This is a genomic window from Pseudomonas sp. IT-232MI5, assembly GCF_949767845.1.
Classification (GTDB): Bacteria; Pseudomonadota; Gammaproteobacteria; order Pseudomonadales; family Pseudomonadaceae; genus Aquipseudomonas.
On the sequence record NZ_CATKQE010000044.1, the window covers coordinates 309,321 to 328,907 of the forward strand.

General features: G+C 59.5%; 19 protein-coding genes. 10 read left to right on the forward strand and 9 right to left on the reverse strand.

The genetic code is table 11. The features are described from left to right. Positions 1-9 precede the first annotated feature (9 nt). From ACM6JQ_RS19890 to ACM6JQ_RS19920, 7 genes are all read left to right on the forward strand, one after another. The gene (locus tag ACM6JQ_RS19890) at positions 10-2,460 is read left to right on the forward strand and encodes an alpha/beta hydrolase (protein ID WP_414894556.1); all 2,451 of its coding nucleotides are present in this window, start codon (positions 10-12) and stop codon (positions 2,458-2,460) included. Next, a complete protein-coding gene (locus ACM6JQ_RS19895; RefSeq protein WP_414894557.1) occupies positions 2,457-2,966 on the forward strand; it encodes a hypothetical protein in 510 nt (169 codons plus the stop codon). The genes ACM6JQ_RS19890 and ACM6JQ_RS19895 overlap by 4 nt, the downstream gene beginning before the upstream one ends. Before the next feature lie 86 nt (positions 2,967-3,052). Continuing rightward, the gene (locus ACM6JQ_RS19900; protein ID WP_122596935.1) at positions 3,053-3,508 is read left to right on the forward strand and encodes a hypothetical protein; all 456 of its coding nucleotides are present in this window, start codon (positions 3,053-3,055) and stop codon (positions 3,506-3,508) included. A gap of 4 nt (positions 3,509-3,512) precedes the next feature. Next, a complete protein-coding gene (locus tag ACM6JQ_RS19905) occupies positions 3,513-4,376 on the forward strand; it encodes a tetratricopeptide repeat protein (protein ID WP_414894558.1) in 864 nt (287 codons plus the stop codon). Between the two features lie 56 nt (positions 4,377-4,432). After that, positions 4,433-5,137 carry a lysozyme inhibitor LprI family protein gene (locus tag ACM6JQ_RS19910; protein WP_414894606.1) on the forward strand — a complete coding sequence of 235 codons (705 nt, stop codon included), beginning with the start codon at positions 4,433-4,435 and terminating at the stop codon, positions 5,135-5,137. A 43-nt stretch (positions 5,138-5,180) separates the two neighbouring features. Further along, positions 5,181-5,621, forward strand: coding sequence for a hypothetical protein (locus tag ACM6JQ_RS19915; protein WP_163004676.1), 441 nt, complete (start codon positions 5,181-5,183; stop codon positions 5,619-5,621). 280 nt (positions 5,622-5,901) lie between these two features. Continuing rightward, positions 5,902-6,063: a hypothetical protein gene (locus ACM6JQ_RS19920; protein ID WP_007920325.1), complete on the forward strand. Its 162-nt coding sequence runs from the start codon at positions 5,902-5,904 to the stop codon at positions 6,061-6,063. A 114-nt stretch (positions 6,064-6,177) separates the two neighbouring features. Here ACM6JQ_RS19920 and ACM6JQ_RS19925 read toward each other — a convergent pair whose 3' ends face one another. Then, on the reverse strand, positions 6,178-6,549 hold the full coding sequence (locus tag ACM6JQ_RS19925; protein ID WP_007920326.1) for a DUF6124 family protein: 372 nt from the start codon (positions 6,547-6,549) through the stop codon (positions 6,178-6,180). Positions 6,550-7,135: 586 nt separating this feature from the next. Here ACM6JQ_RS19925 and ACM6JQ_RS19930 point away from each other — a divergent pair. Both ACM6JQ_RS19930 and ACM6JQ_RS19935 read left to right on the forward strand, forming a co-directional pair. After that, positions 7,136-7,513 carry a helicase gene (locus tag ACM6JQ_RS19930; protein ID WP_414894559.1) on the forward strand — a complete coding sequence of 126 codons (378 nt, stop codon included), beginning with the start codon at positions 7,136-7,138 and terminating at the stop codon, positions 7,511-7,513. A 191-nt stretch (positions 7,514-7,704) separates the two neighbouring features. After that, positions 7,705-10,317, forward strand: a complete 2,613-nt coding sequence (locus ACM6JQ_RS19935; protein WP_414894560.1) for a hypothetical protein — start codon at positions 7,705-7,707, stop codon at positions 10,315-10,317. A gap of 66 nt (positions 10,318-10,383) precedes the next feature. On the opposite strand, the gene ACM6JQ_RS19940 is transcribed toward ACM6JQ_RS19935, so the two are convergent. From ACM6JQ_RS19940 to exbB, 6 genes are all read right to left on the reverse strand, one after another. Beyond that, positions 10,384-11,784, reverse strand: coding sequence for an aminoacyl-tRNA deacylase and HDOD domain-containing protein (locus ACM6JQ_RS19940; RefSeq protein ID WP_007920329.1), 1,401 nt, complete (start codon positions 11,782-11,784; stop codon positions 10,384-10,386). A 79-nt stretch (positions 11,785-11,863) separates the two neighbouring features. Further along, a complete protein-coding gene (recG, locus tag ACM6JQ_RS19945; protein WP_038359289.1) occupies positions 11,864-13,939 on the reverse strand; it encodes an ATP-dependent DNA helicase RecG in 2,076 nt (691 codons plus the stop codon). A 9-nt stretch (positions 13,940-13,948) separates the two neighbouring features. Next, entirely contained in the window at positions 13,949-14,878 is a 930-nt protein-coding gene (locus ACM6JQ_RS19950; RefSeq protein ID WP_007920331.1) for a hydrogen peroxide-inducible genes activator, read from the reverse strand. 183 nt (positions 14,879-15,061) lie between these two features. Continuing rightward, positions 15,062-15,808, reverse strand: coding sequence for an energy transducer TonB (locus tag ACM6JQ_RS19955; RefSeq protein ID WP_007920332.1), 747 nt, complete (start codon positions 15,806-15,808; stop codon positions 15,062-15,064). Then, a complete protein-coding gene (gene exbD / locus ACM6JQ_RS19960; protein ID WP_007920333.1) occupies positions 15,805-16,233 on the reverse strand; it encodes a TonB system transport protein ExbD in 429 nt (142 codons plus the stop codon). The genes ACM6JQ_RS19955 and exbD overlap by 4 nt, the downstream gene beginning before the upstream one ends. 6 nt (positions 16,234-16,239) lie before the next feature. Continuing rightward, complete coding sequence (gene exbB / locus ACM6JQ_RS19965; RefSeq protein ID WP_007920335.1) at positions 16,240-17,193, reverse strand: tonB-system energizer ExbB; 954 nt, start codon at positions 17,191-17,193, stop codon at positions 16,240-16,242. A 188-nt stretch (positions 17,194-17,381) separates the two neighbouring features. Between exbB and ACM6JQ_RS19970 the strand changes: the two genes are divergently transcribed. Beyond that, complete coding sequence (locus ACM6JQ_RS19970) at positions 17,382-18,239, forward strand: SDR family oxidoreductase (RefSeq protein ID WP_414894561.1); 858 nt, start codon at positions 17,382-17,384, stop codon at positions 18,237-18,239. A 140-nt stretch (positions 18,240-18,379) separates the two neighbouring features. On the opposite strand, the gene ACM6JQ_RS19975 is transcribed toward ACM6JQ_RS19970, so the two are convergent. Continuing rightward, entirely contained in the window at positions 18,380-19,120 is a 741-nt protein-coding gene (locus ACM6JQ_RS19975) for a hypothetical protein (protein ID WP_007920337.1), read from the reverse strand. 67 nt (positions 19,121-19,187) lie between these two features. Next, positions 19,188-19,568 carry a RidA family protein gene (locus ACM6JQ_RS19980; protein ID WP_003229509.1) on the reverse strand — a complete coding sequence of 127 codons (381 nt, stop codon included), beginning with the start codon at positions 19,566-19,568 and terminating at the stop codon, positions 19,188-19,190. Positions 19,569-19,587 lie beyond the last annotated feature (19 nt).

A 19,587-nucleotide genomic window follows, 5' to 3' on the forward strand; every position in this document is an offset into this window, starting at 1 on the left:
GGATCGCTCATGAGCAAGCCGTTGATGTACCTGCTAGCCGGCAACGGCAGCGCCGCCGATTGGTGGGATGACGCGCTGCCGCACTTCCAGCGCTACGACGTGGTACCGCTGGAGTTGCCAGGCTTCGGCACGAATCCACAACCGCCCTGCGAGGATCTGGCGGACTACGCGCAGACCTTGTTGGCGATGACGCAGAAGGGCAGCGCGATCATGGCAGTCGGGGTTAATGCCTTGCTTGTATTGCATGCGTTGCAGCGTCGGCCCGGGCACTTTTCCCGCAGCGTTTTGTTGGCGCCGGTCGGTGCGTTTTTGTGGCAGCGTCGCTTGCCGGCGCTGATGTCACCGCTGCCGATCCGCAAGACCATCCACTGGCTGCTGTCGAACAAACCCACGCTGTTCGCCCGCAAGTTTTCCAACCAGACTTGGACGCCCGCGCAGTACCAGCGCATGGGCGCCGGCTATGCGCGCTGCCGTGCGTTTGTGCCGCACTGGGATTTGATTCGTGCCGACACTGCGCTGCCGCTGCTGGAGTGGATCACCGATCCGGTCGAGCTGGTTTGGGGCGATCAGGACGCGGTGCTCGGCATCGAGCAAGCGGCGGCGTGGTCGGCGATTCTCGCCCGCGCTGATCTGACCATCAGCCTCAAATCTGGTTGGGGTCATTACCCGTGGATCGACTCGCCCGCCGAATTCGCCGAGTGGCTGGAGTCGGGCGAGCGCGGGTTTGTCGCCCACACCAAGGGCGGGCGTTTGCGCCTGGCTGAACTGGCGCGGCAACCGGTGCCGGCGGCACTGACGCTCAACGATTGCAGCGATCCGCGTCTGCCGACGTTCCTCGCCGCCCAACCCCACGTGACCTGGGCGGTGCGCTCCTCCAGTTATGGCGAGGATCAGGCCGATTCGGCGAATGCCGGTTTGAGCACAACCTATCTGCGCGAGCCGTCCGCCAATGTGCCGAAACGCATCGCCGAACTGACGGCCGAAGGCGTCGAGGAAGTGGTGGTGCAGCGCTTCATCTCCCCGGTAGTGTCCGGAATCGCTTTTGTGCGACATCTGTCGGTAGAACTGGAGTGGGTTGAAGGTCATCTCGAATCGCTGGCCGACGGTCACGTCAGCCCCTCGCGGGCAACGCTTTCGCGGCTCGGTGATGCCTGGCGCAGCCGCACATTCACGCCATCCCACGGCTTGACCGAAGACTTGCTGTGGCGCTTTCTGCAAGACGTGCTGCGCGTGTTCCACTACGTGCCCGGCGACGTCGAATGGGCCTGGGACGGCTCACAACTGTGGCTGCTGCAATACCGGCCGATCAGCGATTACGGCTGGCGCCGCCACCTGACCGCCGCCAATATCGCCGAGATCCTGCCGCCGCAACCGAGCGTGTTGGTGGAATACGCCCAACGCCGAGCCGCCGCGAGTATTCCGGCGATCATGGCGCGTTGGGATGCGCGGGTGCTGCAGGACAACGAGCCGTTCACCGCGGTGTTCGGCGGCGCGTCCTACATCAACAATGATCTGTTTCTCGCCCGGCTGGCCGACTGGGGCATCAGCGCGAGTAACTACGCTGGTGAAGTCGGTGGCGCGACTCCGCATCTGCCGTGGCAACCGCTGAAGATGCTGCGTTCGTTGCCGCTGTTTTTGCGTATGCAACGCAAGGCTCGCGGGCATTTGCTGAATCTTGAAAACGGCTTGCAGCGCTTCGATCGGGAACTGGCCGAACTCGTCGCCCAAGCTGCCGATGGCCAACAACTAGCGGACTGGTTCACCCGGTTTTACGTGTTCGTCGTGCAAGGCAATCTGTGCATCGCCACAGCGCTGGCGAGCAGCGGCGGTGATTGGCTGGGCCGCCCGCCGACGGCTTACGACAATCTAGAAAACAGTCCACATCGATTGCCGTGGGAGACCGATCCGGCCACGCCTCGGCCGGCGGCGACTGAGCTGCCGTTACAGGTATTTCCACAATGGTCAGGGCTGATCCGCCTCGTCCACTTGAGCGGCCTGCCGGGCTTGCGTGGCTACTACCTGCAAGTGCGCGAGTGGTACCGCGACAACCTCATGCGCATCTTCTTCCGCCTGCACCACGCCATGCCGCTGGCGGATCGCGAGCACTGGTTCGCACCGCATCCGGATGTGCGCACTCGCGATGGCAGCTTCTGGCAGGACGGTCGCGAAGGTGCGGAGCAGGCCACCGGGTTCATGATTTATCCGGGGCAGGCGCAGGGCATTCTGGGCGAGGATATTTTGCTCGAAGACACCCTCGATCCGGGGCGACATGCGCACTATCAAACAGCGCGGGCGGTGATTGCGCGGATGGGTGGGCGCTTGTCGCATGGCTCGACGTTGCTGCGTGAGTTGCGAAAGCCGTCGGCGGTGATGCCACAGGTTGATCCGGCGTGGGTGGGGTGTGAGGTGTTGTATCGGGATGGTGAGTTGCAATTGATTAATTCGAAGGATGCGAAGTGAAACGATTGCTGGTGTTATGTGTGAGCTGGTTGCCGATAGCTGTTATGGCGGCAGAAGTTTGCAATCAGGAAGCTGACTCGAAATATTTCTTATCGCAATGGTCGCAGAGCAGTGAACATCCGGAAGACATACTTTCCAGTCTCGATGGAAAAGAGTTTTCTATCGATCCGGGCCACGTGGTTTTTCGCGGCGATCTAAATGGCGATGGCATCGAAGACTTCATCTTCAATTCCCGCGTCGGCATTGGCTCATCAATGGATAGCACATTCGCCTTCCTGATCCAGTGCCGTGGTTATTTGAGGTATTCGGGCGGCGGTTACTTCGCCGGGGTCAAAGTTCTGGACGGCCCAGCCAAGGGGGGAGGTGAGTTCAAGGACATCGAGATCTACTCCTACATCAGGGACAAGCGCGGGCGGATTCGCTACAAGGGTGAAAAGGCCATGACCCGGCCACATCTGTGGCAATTCGACCCGCAGACACAGCGTTACGAAGGGCAGGCTGAGTAAGCCGACGGTCCCCACGGCATTTACGGAGTTACTACGTGAAAGGATTTTCGATTGTTCTCGGCAGCTTGATATTGGCTGCCGCGTCCATGGCATTCGCTGCCGATCCAACCTTCAAGGATTACACCGTCACGCCAGTTTTCACCGGCCCCAACCATAAGCTGGTGCCGCAAGAAAACAGCAGCCCAATGATGGATCAGGCACGGGTGCAAGCCCTGAAAGGCAAGGTCAACTTCGCCGGCCATTACATCCTGCACAGGCTCGGCTGTGGCGGCAGCGCCATTTGCGGCGAAGTGCTGGACGCTCAGACTGGGGAAGTCGTTGGCGGTCTGCCGAATGCTTACGACGGCAGCAACTTCGGCATGGTTTACCAGCCCGACAGCCGCTTGATCATCGTCTCCGGCATCACGCTCGACGGCGAAGAAGATGCGCAGGGGAATGCTTTGGAAAGTGGTAATCGGGATCGTTACTACGAGTTTGTGAACAATGAATTTCGACTGCTGAGCATGACCGACGTGGAATCGTCGCCGATGGATGAGGAGTGAGTAGATGAACCGTCTTCTCGCGGGCAGTCTTAAGCGGTTGATGTTTGTCATGGGCCTGTTAGTTTCAGCCAATGCCTTGTCTGAAAATATTCAGATCGTGGGGGTTGGCGGGCACTTAGTGACGCTGAAGGACAAGACATGGGGCAGGCCCGCTGCGGAGTCGGCGGTTGCCTCGTTTACCGCCAATGGAAAAACGTTTCCCCTCTATGTACCCGCGGTGGGTACTGAAACGCATGAGGCTTGGTTAAGTCCCGACAAGAAAACATTGCTCCTCCTTCAGACTCTGTATGGCGTTGTCATTGGCCAGGAGGGTGAAGAAATCCCGACAGAGGAAACTGGTTGCGGGGTCATTTCAATGGAGACCGGTTGCGTGCTCAGTCAGCCGGCAGCCAGGTTTTGCTACGGCAAGTGGGAGGGCAATCGGTGGACTTCCGGGGAAGAGGATGCGCCTGACCTCGTCATGCAGACGCCGTCTCCAAAGGACTTATTGAAGCAGGTCTCAAATATTGAGATGCCGCAATCTCGCGTGGAAGAACTCGCATTCAATCTTCGCACTATAAGTCCAGAGTCCTATATGGCTTGTCACCCACCGGCGCGCAATGTTGAAGCTTTTAACGACTTGGCCTTCTATTTGGCCGAGGGCGGTAGAGATGAGCTGGCGCTGAAGTTTTATCGCGGCGTTGAGGCTGTTGGTGAACGTACGGTACTGATGTTGAACATAGCCGACTCGCTCTGGCGCCTTGATCGCAAAGATGAAGCGCAGCGCTATTACAGCCAGTACCGCGACGCGATGAGCGCCGATGGCAAGACGCAGAAAATACCTCAACGTGTCGTTGAGCGATCCGCCATTCAGGGAATGAAAAATTGAACAGGTTTGTGCGTTTTATCGCGTTGTCCTTTGGATGCCTGTTTGCCTCTTTTGCGATGGCCGAGGACGACTGCAAAGAAATCACCGTGAGTGCTCAGGTCGATCGGTGTGTGGAGGCAGCTCGCAAAGAGGCCGACACGCAACTCAATGCCAGCTACAAGAAACTGCTGGGACGGTTTGAGACTCAACAACGGCGTGACCCTGAGCAGGGTAAGGCGCTGGTCGCCATGGCCAGAGAATCTCAGCGCGCCTGGATCAAGCTACGCGACACCACATGCCCGCTTGAAGCCACGGAAATCGAGCCTGGGGTGGCAGCGCATGTCACGACGATCAACAACTGCATGGCAAGACTGAGTCTGGAACGTGCTGCTTACCTGGACACAATCGTCGCTGATGAGCCGGGTAATGTGGTCGATCTGAACAAGGTGTACCTGTCTGGCTCCCAGCGCTTTAGCGATGTCGTGGCACGTTATGTCAGCACCTTTGGCAGCCCATGCCTGACGGTCCAGATACTGGCGCCGAACGGCGGTTGGAGGGTGCTATCCTCCAAGCGGTTTTGCAGTTTCGAGGGCAAGGCATTTTGGACTGACTATGCCGATGCCGGATTTGAGGATCATGCGTTTGCCGAGGATGGGTTGCACGTGACGCTCAGTTTGACTGAGCTTCGCGGGCTCGGAGAGAAGCGCCTTGCCTGTGTGATTCCGATTCAGAACGCGCAAATCAAAGAGCTGAAATGCGGTGCGCTTGAGCCTGGTGCATAACAGGCCCGAATCGTTTGCTGATACCCCTGAAACCGCTAATGGAATGTTCGGTTTGAAATTTTCGTCTGCATTGTTCTCCGCGTTGCTCGTTTTCGTTCCTCTGGCGGCGCATAGCGAGGTCACGACCGAGGTTTTTTGCTTCCGCTCCTACGAAGGCAAACCCATAAATTTTGAATTCCGAACCTATTACGACTCTGTCGCCAAATGGAGCGGTGCTGGCGTCAAGTACAGCAAGTCAAAAAAGGCTATTGGGCTGGTTCATCGCAGTACTGAACAAGAAGAACTCGTGTATGGCCGGCCCTACCAGTACACGACAACTTGGGTTGAAGTAGTTGATGGCGCACTGACAGGTGAGTATCAGATGGTCACTCAGGGTGGCCGGGTTGATGCGATGTCGTATACGAATTACAAATCCGCAAAGAAGTATTCGTTTGAAAACGATTACAACGTGGATTCGAAACCTGAAACAGGTTGCCAATGGTGAGGCAGAGAATATTCAGGAAGGGGACTTAACGTCCCTTTATGGGTAGTAAATCTCGTCTCGCCGATGCGTGATGAGTCAGCGACAGGGATAGAACCTGCGGTTTGCTTCGATCAGATAATCAATGTCGGGGTGTTTCCGGCGGCTATTCAAGAGCTTTCAAATATCGCTACTCTCTCGACCTTCAAAATTGCCATTGATTATCCATGCCCAAGAATCAAAGGGGCGGGTGGCGCCGCCAGACAGGGCGATCCAGTCAAATTTCGAGACCCGAGAGGTTTCCATGAAAAAGTCCAAACATGAACCTAAGCCTATGATGGCTGCCCGGTTCCAAGCTGAAGCTCGTGAAGTTTTGGCCAAGCGTTCCGATAAGCGCAGCCGCTTTCTGGATGTTGCTCTGTCCAATGGCAGTGATTTCGAGCCTGTCGGTCGCCTAGCTGGCTGAAGGTTCCGGATTCTCAAAAAAGCTGCCGTGATTGGCAGCTTTTTTTCGTCTGGGTTTTTACAGGCAGTTGCAGAAAGGGGACTTAACGTCCCCTTTTTTCATCCACAAACTTCGCTACGGCTTGGCCGCCACGCTTCGCACTTCAATCTGGTCGAGTGTCCCTTCCACCATCAATCTCACCCCGTCCGCCATTCTGCTCAGGGCCAGCGCCACCGAGCGGCGGGAGCCGTGGAGGTCGTCGGCGAGGTCACAGGCGATGACGCTGATGGACAGTAGGTCTTCGGAGGCGTTGGCCATGAGGGCTTCGGCGTCGGTGCCGGGGGAGAGTTTGAAGAGGCCGTTTTCACGTTTGGGATGTGGTTCGACGGATGGTTTGAAATGGTGGTCGAGGGCGCGTTCGGCGGCTTCGTGGAATTTCTTTGATTCCAGGGTTTCGTAGGGCGAAACGTCTGGATTCTCTGGGGGGTTGGGTGTTGGTTTGATCATGGTGCAGCTTCCTGAAGTTATGAGGCCGACACCAATTCGCTTTGCACTTCGAATAGGTGGCAGCTGTGCGTTGGTGTGCAAGACCGGTTCAGGAACCCGGCAGACCCGAAGGTCTCCGACGCACAGCCGCCATAACGATCGGGAGCATAGGAAAACGCTCGGCGAAACGCCACTAACGATTGTGCACCTGAACCGGACTTGCACGTCCGAGTCACCGATTTTGCGGCGACACACAGAGCCTATCGATAGCCAGCCAACTCGCCTAGTTCACGCACAGCCCCGCACTTTGCAGGAAATTTCCCATAGATTCGCGGGCCGGAAGATCAAAAGATCGCAGGCTTCGCCGGCTCCTACAGGGATGTGTTTCAACAGGTGTAGGAAAGGTGAGTGGTGAGACGCAGAGCGTCTCGGGATGCATTCCCACGCGGAGCGGGGGAACGATCAGTGGGCGAGCGCTGAATCGTGACTTGGCGGTCATCGTGCGGGGAATAGTCAGCATCCTCTTCCAACAGCGGCAGATACTGGCGTTATCGTCCGAATCCCTTACACTGCCCCGGCCGTTCATTTTCCTTTTGAGGCTGTGCGCATGAAATTTCGTTTTCTTCTGTGGATGATGGGTTTGTTGATGGGTAAGGCCAGCCGGACAAATCCTGCGTTCCAGCAGCAGTTGGGTGACAAGGATTTGGTGTTTCAGTTGCAGACGCTGGATGGGAAAGTGGCGCGGCATTTCGTGGTCAAGGATCAGCGCATCACCAGCAAGTCTGGCGTGGTGGCAGAGCCGGCGTTTGCGATTGCGTTTAAAGATGCCGGTTATGGCTTCGCGACGATGCAGGCGAAGAACAAGCAGTTGGCGTTTATGCAGGGGATTCAGGACAAGTCGATCCAGCTCAAGGGCAACCCGGCGCTGGTGATGTGGTTTCAGGGGTTGATGAAGTATTTGAAGCCAAGAAAGGCTAAGGCTTAAGAAGGTGCTGGCTTGAACAGATCCATGCGCGCGCACTGAATAACGGTGCGCTTGTCTTGTAAGGCCATCATTGCGGCTCGTAAAGACAGCCGGACTGTCATTTCTATCAGGTGTTTTGTGCGTCATGGCGATGCTCTACTCAAGTTCCAGTTCCAGCGTTAAGGGACTCACCAACTTGATGGAACAAGCTCATGACGCAGACACACAGTATTTCGACCCCTAGGTCACTCGATCCGACATTTGCTCGCAATGGCGTGTTGACGTTACCGATACCCGGCATCGCGGGCGACGAAGCGGCGGCGGTCTTGGCGCTCCCCGATTCAAAATTTCTCGTGGCGATACCCTTAACGGGAGCGAATGCCCCGGTTGCCATTGCAAGGCTGAATGACGACGGTTCGCTGGACCAGACCTTCGGTCCGGCGCGCAGAGGTTTCGTTGAAATAGCGCTGGAAGGGGCTCGGATCAGCTATGTCTCCGGTCTCGATGCGCTCGAGGATGATGGTTGGCTGATACGCCTTCAGTATTTCTCGACTACCTCCGATGACGTTGGCCTCGCACTGGTCCGCCTGAAAAAGACCGGTGAACTGAACGAAACGTTCGGCACCAACGGCGTGCGGTTCATCTCCCATTATGGCAACCCCGACCCCGCTAGCGTGCCGCGCAAGACCAGTCGCCCGACCGGCAGATCTTCTCAGATTGCGCACGCTTCATTACGGTCAACGGCCCTGAAGGTGGGCGGCAAAATCGTCCTGCTTCATCTCGTGTTTTTTGCTGATGCGCCATTGCCAGTGGGCGTTGTGATACGTCTGCAAGCGGATGGCTCCCTCGATCGATCATTCAACGGTTCGGGCTATGTGGTTGTGAATGTCGCCACATCGAATAACGTCTCCGGTATCGCCGTTCAAGCCGATGGCAAGGTGCTGGTCTGCGGTGCATACCAGGACGAATCGGGAGGCCGTGGAGTTTTTCTGGCGCGTCTGGACACAAATGGCGCACTGGACAGTCAGTTCAACGGCGGCGTGGCCGTGTTGATTCCCGACGACGAAGGCGAGAGTTTTCTGCAATCGATTTCGGTACGTGAAGGCGATGGCAGGATTATCGTCGCGGGCCAAGCCTTGCGTAGTGGCCTTGAAGGTGGGTTGATCGCTGCGTTCACGACCAGCGGCGCGGCAAACCTTGTGTTCAATGGCGGCAAGCCGCTGTTTTCGCCGTTACTGAAAGGGTTGGCGTGGACGCATACCTCGCAGGTGGGTGGTTCGATCGTTGTTGTCGGTCACGGTGAATCAGCCATGGTGACGGCGCGTTTTCTTGCTAATGGAAAACCGGATACGGCTTTCAACGGTACGGGGCATGCGTTGTTTGAAGACAGCGCAGGGGCAGCCTTTGCGCGAGGTGTGGCCGTCATGGGGGACAGCCGGATCGTGGTGTGCATCGAACTATCCGTCCATTCTGATCTTCCCAAAGTCCCAGGGCGCTTCGTGCGCTATCTGGCGGGCACGTCACTTTTGAATAACGATCCGACTTTTGGCGACGCCGGCATCCTCAGATTTCCATTCCCGGGATTCTCGGGATATGACGTCAGGGCGCTGCTGGCGCTGCCGCAAAACAAATTGCTGGTCGCCGTTCGCCTTTCAACGCCCGGTGCGCCTACGCGGATCGTTCGCCTGCTTGAAAACGGTGCTCTCGACTCGGCTTTCGGTGGAGAAGACTCCGGCTATGTCGAGATCAGGCTGAAAGAAATTTTTTACATGAGCCGGATCCTCGGGTTTACACCGCTGAGCGATGGCGGTTGGCTGGTTGGTGCTCAGTACTCGGAAGAGGGCGCGACTAACTCGACGGGCCTGGTGCTGGTCAGGCAGCGCGAGGACGGGCAACTGCAAACGTCTTTCGGGGAACAAGGTGTGCTTTATCTTCCCTACGATAAGATGGGAGGAGGCGCATATTCCGAGGTGGTGCACGAGTCTGCCAGCGATGCCGCAAGGGCTGGCGCAGCAGGGATGGCTGCTCAGCAACTGGACGAAAAAATCGTCGTAGTCAGTACCATTGCAGATGCTGCCGGAAGGGCAAAAGGTATCGTTCTGAGGTTCGAGCCGGATGGCTCACCCGATAAGACCTTCAACGGCACTGGCATTGCGTTCATAGAGCTTGCAGATATTTCGCCTTCGGACATCGTTGCGCAAGCGGTCGCGACCCAGGCTGACGGCGCCGTGGTGATCTGCGGTAATTATTTCGCGGTGAGTAAGCCTGGCGCCTACGTGACTCGTTTCGATGCCACGGGCAAGGTTGACACGGGATTTGGAAGCAAAGGAGCGGTGTATGTGCCCCACGATGAATGGATCAGTCTGGACGTTGCGGCAGTAGTCGATGACAAAATCGTTGTGGCCGGCGGTGCGGCGGTGGAGGGCGTTTCTCATGGCTTGATTGCGGTGCTCAATCTCAGCGGCTCCTACAATCGGGTGTTCAATGGTGGTCAACCGCTAATATCTTCGCCTGTCTCTCAAGGCGTCAGATGGTTGCATTGCGTGCCGCGTGCGGACGGTTCAGTCATCGTTTGTGGTAGCAGTGGCACTGGCGCGCTTGATGAGAGTCTCAGCGCGGTCACCGCACGCTTTCTGGCCGATGGTTCTCCTGATCCTTCTTTCTTTGGTACGGGATTTACCGTTTTCAATGAAAGCGCGGGTTTCGAATATCCACACGGCATGGCCGTAATGGATGATGGCCGCATCGTGGTGGGCGGAGTGTATTTCACCGACTTCGGGTACGAAAAAGGCTGGGTGATCCGTTACCTTAACAAGTCGGATTAAGCCGGGGCGTTGGGTACATCGCGGGCAAGCGTCGCTCCAACTGGAGGTCGCTTGCCCGTTTTGCTTTCAGCCCTGACTGAACTGCGAAGCCAGTTCGCGCAGCAGGACTTCGGCCTCAAGCACTTTGCTGACGACGTCGTTGGCTTTGTCGCGAGTCAACCCCACGCGCTCCAGCAACGCATCCGGAATGTCTTCATCCGGCCCGGAGCCAATCCCGCGGCTGCGCAGCAGGCGCACGGCCAGGCAGACGAGGTTCGGGTATTCGGCGTAGGCGCCGTCGTAGCTTGGGTCGTGCTGGAAGCGCAGGGCGGTGGCCAGTTCGTCGGGCATGTCCCAGTAGCGCATCAGCCACGAGCCGATCTGTTCGCGGCTGATACCGAGCAGGTGTTGCTCGATGTAGCTGTGGCACAGGTGCGGGTTGACCTCCAGGTGGCGGCAGATCAGCGAGAAGTGCGGCGGGAACACGTGGGCCAGCAACAGGTAACCGAAGTTGTGCAGCAGACCGGCCAGATACGTCAGGCCAGCTTCCGGACGCTGGGCGCGCGGCATGGCGCGGGTCAGGCCTTCGATGACGGCGGCGGTGTAGATCGACTGCTGCCAGTACGGCGTGGTGTGTTGCGGGTGGTCTTTGGGCAGGCTCAGGGTCTTGCCGAGGGCCAGGCCCAGCGCGAGGTTGATTACCAGATCGAAACCGAGCACGCGAACGATCGCGTCTTCCACCGAACGAATCTTGCCTGGCGAGGCGTAGTACGGCGACGCTGCCCAGCTCACCACTTGCGCGGCCAGCGCCGGGTCGGTTTCAACCACGCCGGTGATGTCATCGATGGTGGCGTTGGGGTCAACACGCAACTTGATGATTTTTTGCGCGGTTTCGGCCAGCGGCGGAATCTCGATGGTCGCTTCCAGACGCTGCTGAATGCGCCGCGCGGTGAACGCTTGCACGGCCTGGGTGATTTCCTCGCGGTCATCGTCCGGGCGATCAAGGTTCGGGCGGATGCTGCTCAGGGCTTCGCCGAAATTGGCGGCGCTGGCCTTGGTCAGCATGGTTTTGAAGTCTTCGCTGGCGATTTCCAGCAGCAGGCCCGGCTCGCCGGAGTTGATCAGCAACTTCGGTTCACGCAGCAGGCTTTCTTCGTAGAGGCACGGCGAGCTGGTCAGCGCTGGCAGGCCCGGCAGCAGGCTCAGGCTGTGTTTGCCGAGCATCTTTTCCAGGCGCTCGGTGGACACGGCGGTCAGGCGCCGGCCCGTGAGTTCGGCGAGGCGATTGAGATCCAGCAGCTGGCTCTGTGGAAACAGCACCATCAACGCGCCGACGGCGTCGTCGAGCAACACGGCTTGTACCTTGCGCGAGGCATTGAGGCCGTGGTGATCGAGCACTTCTTCGTAGGCAACGCCCAGCTTGTTGAGCAGCAGCCGAATAACAGACGGAGCGTGCGGAGATTCGGGGGCGAGAGCAGCTTCGGTCATGGTCTGTATCCGTTTTTGAAACAATGGCAGGAGTATAACCAGCTCTGTCGGAACGATCCTTCAGAAACTGCGACGGTGCTCACACTTGGCCGTATTGCTGCCCATGGCGCAGCCAGCGGTCGAGCAATGGGCTGACGTGGGTCGGCCAGCGTTCCAGCAGCGCTTGCGCGGCGTCGCGGACGGCAGGCAGCAGGTCGGCGTCGCGCATCAGGTCGGCGACCTTGAATTGCAGCAGGCCGGTCTGGCGAGTGCCGAGCATTTCCCCGGGGCCGCGCAGTTCGAGGTCTTTTTCGGCGATGACGAAGCCGTCGTTGGTCTCGCGCATGATGCCCAGGCGCTGGCGACCGATCTGCGAGAGCGGCGGATGGTAGAGCAGCACGCAATGGCTGGCGGCGCTGCCCCGGCCAACGCGGCCGCGCAATTGGTGCAGTTGTGCGAGGCCAAGACGCTCGGGGTTTTCGATGATCATCAGACTGGCGTTGGGCACGTCGACGCCGACTTCGATCACCGTGGTCGCGACCAGCAGTTGCAGGTTGCCAGCCTTGAATTCGGCCATGACGGCGGCCTTCTCGACGGGTTTCATGCGCCCGTGAATCAGCCCGACTTTCAGTTCCCCGAGGGCAAGTGTGAGGTCTTCAAACGTGGTTTCGGCGGCCTGACAGGTCAGCTCTTCGGATTCTTCAATCAGCGTGCAGACCCAATAGGCCTGACGGCCCTCGGCGCAGGCACCACGCACGCGTTCGATGACTTCGACGCGGCGGGTGTCGGTGACCAGCACGGTGTTAACCGGCGTTCGTCCGGGTGGCAGTTCGTCGAGGATCGAGGTGTCGAGGTCGGCGTAGGCGCTCATCGCCAATGTCCGTGGAATCGGCGTGGCGGTCATGATCAGCTGGTGCGGGCACATGCGTCCGCCGACGCCTTTCTGCCGCAGCGCCAGACGCTGCTGCACACCGAAACGATGCTGTTCGTCGATGATCACCAGCGCGAGGTTCTTGAACTGCACTTCGTCCTGGAACAGCGCGTGGGTGCCGACCACCATCGGCGCGCCGCTGGCGATCTGTTCCAGCGCGGCGACGCGGTTCTTGCCCTTGAGCTTGCCGGCCAGCCACGCGACTTCGATGCCCAGCGGTTCGAGCCAGCGCTTGAAGGTGATGAAATGCTGTTCGGCGAGAATCTCGGTCGGCGCCATCAGTGCGACTTGGTAACCGGCCTCCAGCGCCTGTAATGCAGCGAGAGCTGCGACCACAGTTTTACCTGCGCCGACGTCCCCCTGAATCAGGCGCAGCATCGGTTCGTGCTGGCTGAGGTCGTAGGCGATTTCGTTGCCGACACGCTGTTGTGCGCCGGTCGGGTTGAAGCCGAGGTTGGCCAGATACTTCGGCGGCAGCTTCGTCGCTTTCGGCATCGCTGGCGCGCGCAGCGAACGCATGCTTTCGCGCAGACGCTGTTGCGACAGTTGATGGGTCAGCAGTTCTTCGAAGGCGAGGCGATGCTGGGCCCAGTGATGACCCAGGGCGAGTTCGTCGACGTCGGCATCGGCGGGCGGGTTGTGCAGGTAGCGGATCGCATCGGCCAGCGGCGCGAGTTGATAGTCGCGGGCCAGTTCGGTGGGCAGCCAGTCGGGCAGGGTGTCTGGCTTAAGCATTGTCAGCGTCTGCAGACACAACTGGCGCAGACGCGCTTGGGTCAGGCCTTCGGTGAGCGGGTAGACCGGGGTCAGGGTTTCATCCACGGGCGGCGGTTCGTCACCAGTAATGGCGCGGTATTCCGGGTGGTAGATTTCCAGTCCTGACGCACCGGGCCGGGCTTCGCCGTAGCAGCGAACGCGGGTGCCGCGCTTGAGGCCTTCTTTCTGCGCGTTGCTGAAATGGTAGAAGCGCAGACTGAGGCCGCCGGTGCCGTCCTGCAAACGCACAACGAGGCTGCGCCGGCGGCCCATGACCACGTCGGCGCCGCTGACGGTGCCTTCGACCACGGCGTCTTGCCCCGGCCGCAGCGCGCCGATTGGCACCACGCGTGTGCGATCCTGATAACGCAGCGGCAGGTGAAACAGCACGTCTTGCAGATTCTCCAGGCCGACCTTGGCCAATTTCTCGGCCATGGCTTCGCCGACACCCTTGAGTGCCGTCACCGACACTTGCGACAGCTCCGTCATGACGCTCGCTTAACCGGCTGTAACCGGTGCCGCTGGCTTGGCCACCGAACACAGGCGAATGGAGTCGGCGAGGATCTCGATGGCTTTCGGCCGTGGGAAGCTCGCGCGCCAGGCAATGGCCACGGTGCGGAACGGCACCGGCGGCGACAGCGGACGCACTTCGATCACGCCGGGGGCGTAGTGATGGCTGTCGACGGCCGACAACGGCAGGATCGAGATGCCCAGACCGGACGCAACCATGTGCCGAATGGTTTCCAGCGAGCTGGATTCGACCGTAGTGTGCTTGGCGCCGTCGTTGCCCTTGGTCAGGGTCGGGCAGGCTTCCAGCACTTGATCGCGGAAGCAGTGGCCTTCACCGAGCAGCAGCAGGCTCTTGTCGTTGAGCAGGCCGGCGTCGATGGTTTCTTTCTGTGTCCACGGGTGTTGGGCCGGCATCAAGACGTAGAACGGCTCGTCGTAGAGCGGCAGGGTCAGCACGTCGGCTTCGTTGAACGGCAGGGCGATGATGATCGCGTCGAGCTCGCCGTTGCGCAGTTTGTCGCGCAGCACGTGGGTGAAGTTTTCTTCGATGTACAACGGCATCTGCGGGGCGACCCGGTGCAGTTGCGGAATCAGGTGCGGGAACAGGTATGGGCCGACGGTGTAGATCGCGCCGACTTTCAGCGGCGCGGTCAGCTGGTTCTTGCCGGCCTGGGCCAATTCGCGGATGCCTTGCGCCTGCTCGAGGACTTTCTGCGCCTGGGCGACGATGCCTTCGCCGACCGGGGTCAGGCGCACGGCGCTTTTGCTGCGCTCGAAAATCAGCACACCGAGTTCGTCTTCAAGTTTCTTCACGCCCACCGACAGGGTCGGCTGGCTGACGTGGCAACGTTCGGCGGCGTGGCCGAAATGCTGCTCTTGGGCGAGGGTAACGATGTAGCGTAATTCTGTGAGGGTCATAGCAAGCGTCCATGAAGATGCGGGCCAAGCATACCGGCTGCAATCGATAGACGCACGTTATCAGACTGAGCGCTCAATGCGACTACGGCATAAAGCAAAAGATCGCAGCCTTCGGCAGCTCCTACATTGGAATGCATTTCCCTGTAGGAGCTGCCGAAGGCTGCGATCTTTTGATCTTGCTACTTAACGGCGGCGTTCGAGGGAGTAAACAAACGGCGCAACAATTTCGATCGAGCCGTTGTTGAGCATGTCGGCCGGTGGCTTGGGCAGCGGCTGCGCACGACGGATCATTTCCAGGGTAGCCCGGTCCAGATCGGCGTTGCCCGAGCGGCCCACCAGTTCGAACGACAGCACATTACCTTCGGCATCGACCACGAAGCGCAGACGGTTCAAGCCTTCCTTGCCCCGCGCCTGTGCACTTTGCGGGTACTTCTTGTACTTGGCCAAATGCGCAAGCAGAGTGCCTTGCCAACTGGCCTTGGCTGCCAACTGTGCCGGCGACGGGCCGGGCGCCGGTGCAGCGGATTTCTCCGTCGGTGCCGGGGTCGGCGGTGTATCGGCCGGCTTCTCCTCGGAAGGTTTTTCCTTCGGTGGATCAGGCAGCTTCTTCTCGACCGGCTTCGGCGGTTTAGGCTTGGGCTTCGGCTTGGGTTTCTGCACCGCGATTTCCGCTTTCGGTGCTTCGGCCAGCTTCGGAATCGGCAACTCTTCAACCGGAGCCGGTGGCTGCGGCGGTGTGACGACTTTCGGCGGAGCAGGCGGTGGCGGGGCCGGAACCGGGGCCAACTCGACCATCATTGCCTGCGGTGGCAACTCGATGGGCGGGCGGGCGGTCCAGTTCAGCGCCAGCGCGATGGCCAGCGCATGAACGCCCAGCACCACGGCCAGGCTACCGCTGTAACGCGTCAGCTTATGGCGCGTCGTGATCATTTCTTGGCTGCCGTCTCAAGTCCGACCAGACCGACCTTCAGGTAACCGGCAGAGCGCAGTTTGTCCATCACGCTCATCAGGTCGCCGTAATCCACGCCTTTATCGGCCTGGAAGAAGATGGTGGTGTCTTTCTTGCCCTGGGTCTTGGCGTCGAGAACGGCGCCAAGGGTTTCGGCTTTGACTTCATCGTCGCCGATGTACAGGCGCTGGTCAGCCTTGACGCTGAGGAACACCGGTTTCTCTGGCCGCGGTGCCGGTTTGGCGGTCGAGGCAGGCAGGTCGACTTTGATGTCCACGGTGGCCAATGGAGCGGCCACCATGAAGATGATCAACAGCACCAGCATCACGTCGATGAACGGCGTGACGTTGATTTCGTGGTTCTCGGCCAGATCGTCGTCTGCGCCTTCTTTCAAATGCAGGCCCATGGCCGATTACCCCACTTTGACCATGTGCGGCTGCGAGCTGCGCTCAGGCTGGTGATCAAGGTCACGGCTGACCAGCAGCAGCACTTCTGCCGAGGCGTCGGAAACCTGCGCCTTGTAACCGGCGATGGAGCGGGCGAAGACGTTGTAGATCACTACGGCCGGGATCGCGGCAACCAGACCCAGTGCGGTGGCCAGCAGCGCTTCAGCGATACCTGGCGCCACGACGGCAAGGTTGGTGGTCTGGGTTTTGGCGATGCCGATGAAGGAGTTCATGATGCCCCAAACGGTACCGAACAGGCCGACAAACGGTGCGGTGGAACCGATGGTGGCGAGGACGCCGGTGCCGCTGCTCATGTTGCGACCGCAGGCGGCAACCAGGCGCTCGAGACGGAAACTGACGCGCTCCTTGATGCCTTCTTTCTCGCGGCTGTTGACCGACAGGCGCATCTCTTCGAGCGCATCGTGCACCAGCAGGTTGGCGAGGGTGCCTTCCTTGCCGGCGGTGGCGCTGGCTTCTTTGAGGGTGGTGGCTTTCTTCAGGGCGGCAATTTCGCCACGCAGACGACGCTTGGCGCCCATCAGCTCGAAGCCTTTGGCGATCCAGATGGTCCAGGTGATGATGGAAGCGATGGCCAGACCGATCATCACGATTTTCACGATGATGTCGGCGTTCTGGTACATGCCCCACGGCGACAGGTCGTGGGCCATGCCCAGGCTGTTGTCGGCTTCGAGAACTTCAGGAACGTCGGCAGCGTCAACCGTTTGCACCGGATCGGTAGCGGCCGGGGCAGCCGGAGCGGCGGCTGGTGCGCTTTGCTCGGTGGCGGCTGGCGTTGCAGGTGCTTGGGCGTCGGCGAAAGCGGCGGTCGGTGCCAGCATCAGGCTGAGCAGCAGCGCTGCCACCGCGCTCCAGGCGCGAGGTCGATTGGTTGGCGAAGCGGAGGTTTGATTACGTGTCATGCTGGCCGGACCTGAGATAGAAAAACGGTGATGCTCTACCAGGCCTCGTAAGGCCGAGAACAAAAGTGGCGTGCATTATTGCAAGTAATTCTTGTTAACAAAAGTAATAGAGTATCTTTTTTTCTTGCATTGCTAGCCGTTCGTCCTTTGCCAGCGCTAGTCTGTGCCTTTGCGATAGGAGTTTTTTGATGTCCGCGCCTTCTGTTTTGATTGCCGGTTGTGGTGATGTCGGCAGTCGTCTGGCCAAGCAATTGCTGGCGGCTGGCTGGGAAGTTCATGGCCTGCGCCGGGATGTTTCGAAGCTGCCTGCTGGGGTGATCGGCGTTGCCGGCGACCTGTTCAACGAAGACTGCCCGGCCACCTGGCCGGTGGGGGCAGTGGACTATCTGGTGTATTGCGCCGCGGCTACTGATCACGATGAGGCCGGTTATCGTGCGGCTTATGTGCAGGGTTTGCAGAATGTGCTGAGCTGGCTGGATGACTATGGTCAGGTGCCTGAGCAACTGATCTTCGTGTCCAGTAGCAGTGTTTATGGCCAGCAGGAGGGTGAGTGGGTTGACGAAGCATCCGAGACGATCGCTGCCGGTTATTCCGGGCGGCTGATGCTCGAAGCGGAGCAGGTTGCGCTGAACAGTGGCATTCCTGCGAGCATCCTGCGCCTGACCGGGATCTATGGCCCGGGTCGGGAATGGCTGCTGACTCAGGTGCGTCGCGGTTATCGCGTAGCCGTCGAGCCGCCGCTGTATGGCAATCGCATTCACGTCGATGACGCGGCGGGACTGTTGGCGTTTCTGCTGGAAAAGTCACGGCAGGGCGTGCAATTGGAGAAGATCTACATCGGTGTCGACGATGCACCGGCACCTTTAGCTGAGGTCGTGGGCTGGCTGCGCGAGTATCTGGGCGTTACCGAATGGGCCGACGACGCCAGCGTTCGCCGTACCGGCAGCAAACGCTGCAGCAATGCGCGGGTGAAGGCGCTGGGCTGGACGCCTAAGTACCCAAGCTATCGCGAAGGTTACGCTGCGATCCTCGAAGGTAAATGCTGACTTCCTGACACCCCAAAAACAAATGTAGGAGTGAGCCTGCTCGCGATAGCGGTCTAACATTCAACACTTATGCTGACTGTTACACCGCTATCGCGAGCAGGCTCACTCCTACAGGGGATCTCAGCGGATTGTGGTCCGGGTTACTGCTTCTCCAGCAACCACTTGCGCTCGCCCGGCGTGTATTGCGGCATTTCGTCTGCCAGTGCCGTGTTCACAGCCTGGAATATTTCCAGTTCCTTGCCCTTGCGCGCAAAGATGTAGGCATTGCCCTGACCGTTGAGCTGCAACCACATGTTGTCGTTGGTGCTGCTCATCGACGCGCAGTCACCCGCCAGACACAGGGCATAACGATCAGCCCCCGGCAGCCCGGAGACCTGGCCATCAGCCTGGAACTGCACAGTGCCGCCTTCGCCCTGACCGCTGGCGATTGTCCAGTTGCCGCCCATGTAGGCGGAATACAGTGCACGTTCGAAACTGGCACCGATCGGTGCACCTTCCGGCACCGGAATCTGTGCACGGTCGAAAACCTGCTCCGGTTCGTTATCGCTGGCGGCTTGCTGCAGCTGCCCGCCGTCGCGTTTCAACTCACTGGCGGAGCTGCCATAGAAGTCGACTTTCCAGGCGCCGGATTTTTCACCCAGCAGCCGTCCTTCGACGTTCTCAAAACCGTTGGTGTAGCGGGCCTGACCGGCCTTGGTGTTGACGTCCCACTCAAGGTTCGGGCCGTAAGCCTGAAGCGCTTCGCGCAGGGGGCCGCCCTTGGCTGCAGCATCAATCGCCACCTGGTTGATCCAGGTGCCGCTGATATCACGGTCGGCAGGGTTGCTGGCGCAGCCGCCGAGGAAAATGGCGAGCAGCGGGAGAGCTAGCGCTTTGCGCATGGTGGAATCCTTTCAAAACCTTTTCTTGCAGCAGTCGGCGCGGCGGTTGAAGGCCGCGCCGTGCGCATCACTCGATGACCAGAATGGCATCCATTTCAACCTGCGAACCCTTTGGCAGGGCGGCAACGCCAATGGCGGCGCGGGCCGGGTATGGCTGGTCGAAGTACTTGCCCATGATCTCGTTGACCTTGGCGAAGTGGCTCAGGTCGGTGAGGAAGATGTTCAGTTTGACGATGTCCTTGAACGAACCGCCGGCCGCTTCGGCCACGGCTTTGAGGTTCTCGAACACCTGGACGGTCTGGGCTTCGAAGCCTTCAACCAGTTCCATGGTTTTTGGGTCCAGCGGAATCTGACCCGACATGTAAACGGTGTTGCCGGCCTTGATCGCCTGGGAGTAAGTGCCGATGGCGGCCGGGGCCTTGTCGCTGGTGATAACGGTCTTGGTCATGTATGACTCCTTGTAATGG

What these genes read in the sequence shown, in the direction of transcription:
- ACM6JQ_RS19890 (WP_414894556.1), top strand. Translation starts at nt 10, where the DNA reads ATGAGCAAGCCGTTGATGTACCTGCTAGCCGGCAACGGCAGCGCCGCC.
- ACM6JQ_RS19900 (WP_122596935.1), top strand. Translation starts at nt 3,053, where the DNA reads ATGGCATTCGCTGCCGATCCAACCTTCAAGGATTACACCGTCACGCCA.
- ACM6JQ_RS19905 (WP_414894558.1), top strand. Translation starts at nt 3,513, where the DNA reads ATGAACCGTCTTCTCGCGGGCAGTCTTAAGCGGTTGATGTTTGTCATG.
- ACM6JQ_RS19910 (WP_414894606.1), top strand. Translation starts at nt 4,433, where the DNA reads ATGGCCGAGGACGACTGCAAAGAAATCACCGTGAGTGCTCAGGTCGAT.
- ACM6JQ_RS19915 (WP_163004676.1), top strand. Translation starts at nt 5,181, where the DNA reads ATGTTCGGTTTGAAATTTTCGTCTGCATTGTTCTCCGCGTTGCTCGTT.
- ACM6JQ_RS19920 (WP_007920325.1), top strand. Translation starts at nt 5,902, where the DNA reads ATGAAAAAGTCCAAACATGAACCTAAGCCTATGATGGCTGCCCGGTTC.
- ACM6JQ_RS19925 (WP_007920326.1), bottom strand. Translation starts at nt 6,549, where the DNA reads ATGATCAAACCAACACCCAACCCCCCAGAGAATCCAGACGTTTCGCCC.
- ACM6JQ_RS19930 (WP_414894559.1), top strand. Translation starts at nt 7,136, where the DNA reads ATGAAATTTCGTTTTCTTCTGTGGATGATGGGTTTGTTGATGGGTAAG.
- ACM6JQ_RS19935 (WP_414894560.1), top strand. Translation starts at nt 7,705, where the DNA reads ATGACGCAGACACACAGTATTTCGACCCCTAGGTCACTCGATCCGACA.
- ACM6JQ_RS19940 (WP_007920329.1), bottom strand. Translation starts at nt 11,784, where the DNA reads ATGACCGAAGCTGCTCTCGCCCCCGAATCTCCGCACGCTCCGTCTGTT.
- recG (WP_038359289.1), bottom strand. Translation starts at nt 13,939, where the DNA reads ATGACGGAGCTGTCGCAAGTGTCGGTGACGGCACTCAAGGGTGTCGGC.
- ACM6JQ_RS19950 (WP_007920331.1), bottom strand. Translation starts at nt 14,878, where the DNA reads ATGACCCTCACAGAATTACGCTACATCGTTACCCTCGCCCAAGAGCAG.
- ACM6JQ_RS19955 (WP_007920332.1), bottom strand. Translation starts at nt 15,808, where the DNA reads ATGATCACGACGCGCCATAAGCTGACGCGTTACAGCGGTAGCCTGGCC.
- exbD (WP_007920333.1), bottom strand. Translation starts at nt 16,233, where the DNA reads ATGGGCCTGCATTTGAAAGAAGGCGCAGACGACGATCTGGCCGAGAAC.
- exbB (WP_007920335.1), bottom strand. Translation starts at nt 17,193, where the DNA reads ATGACACGTAATCAAACCTCCGCTTCGCCAACCAATCGACCTCGCGCC.
- ACM6JQ_RS19970 (WP_414894561.1), top strand. Translation starts at nt 17,382, where the DNA reads ATGTCCGCGCCTTCTGTTTTGATTGCCGGTTGTGGTGATGTCGGCAGT.
- ACM6JQ_RS19975 (WP_007920337.1), bottom strand. Translation starts at nt 19,120, where the DNA reads ATGCGCAAAGCGCTAGCTCTCCCGCTGCTCGCCATTTTCCTCGGCGGC.
- ACM6JQ_RS19980 (WP_003229509.1), bottom strand. Translation starts at nt 19,568, where the DNA reads ATGACCAAGACCGTTATCACCAGCGACAAGGCCCCGGCCGCCATCGGC.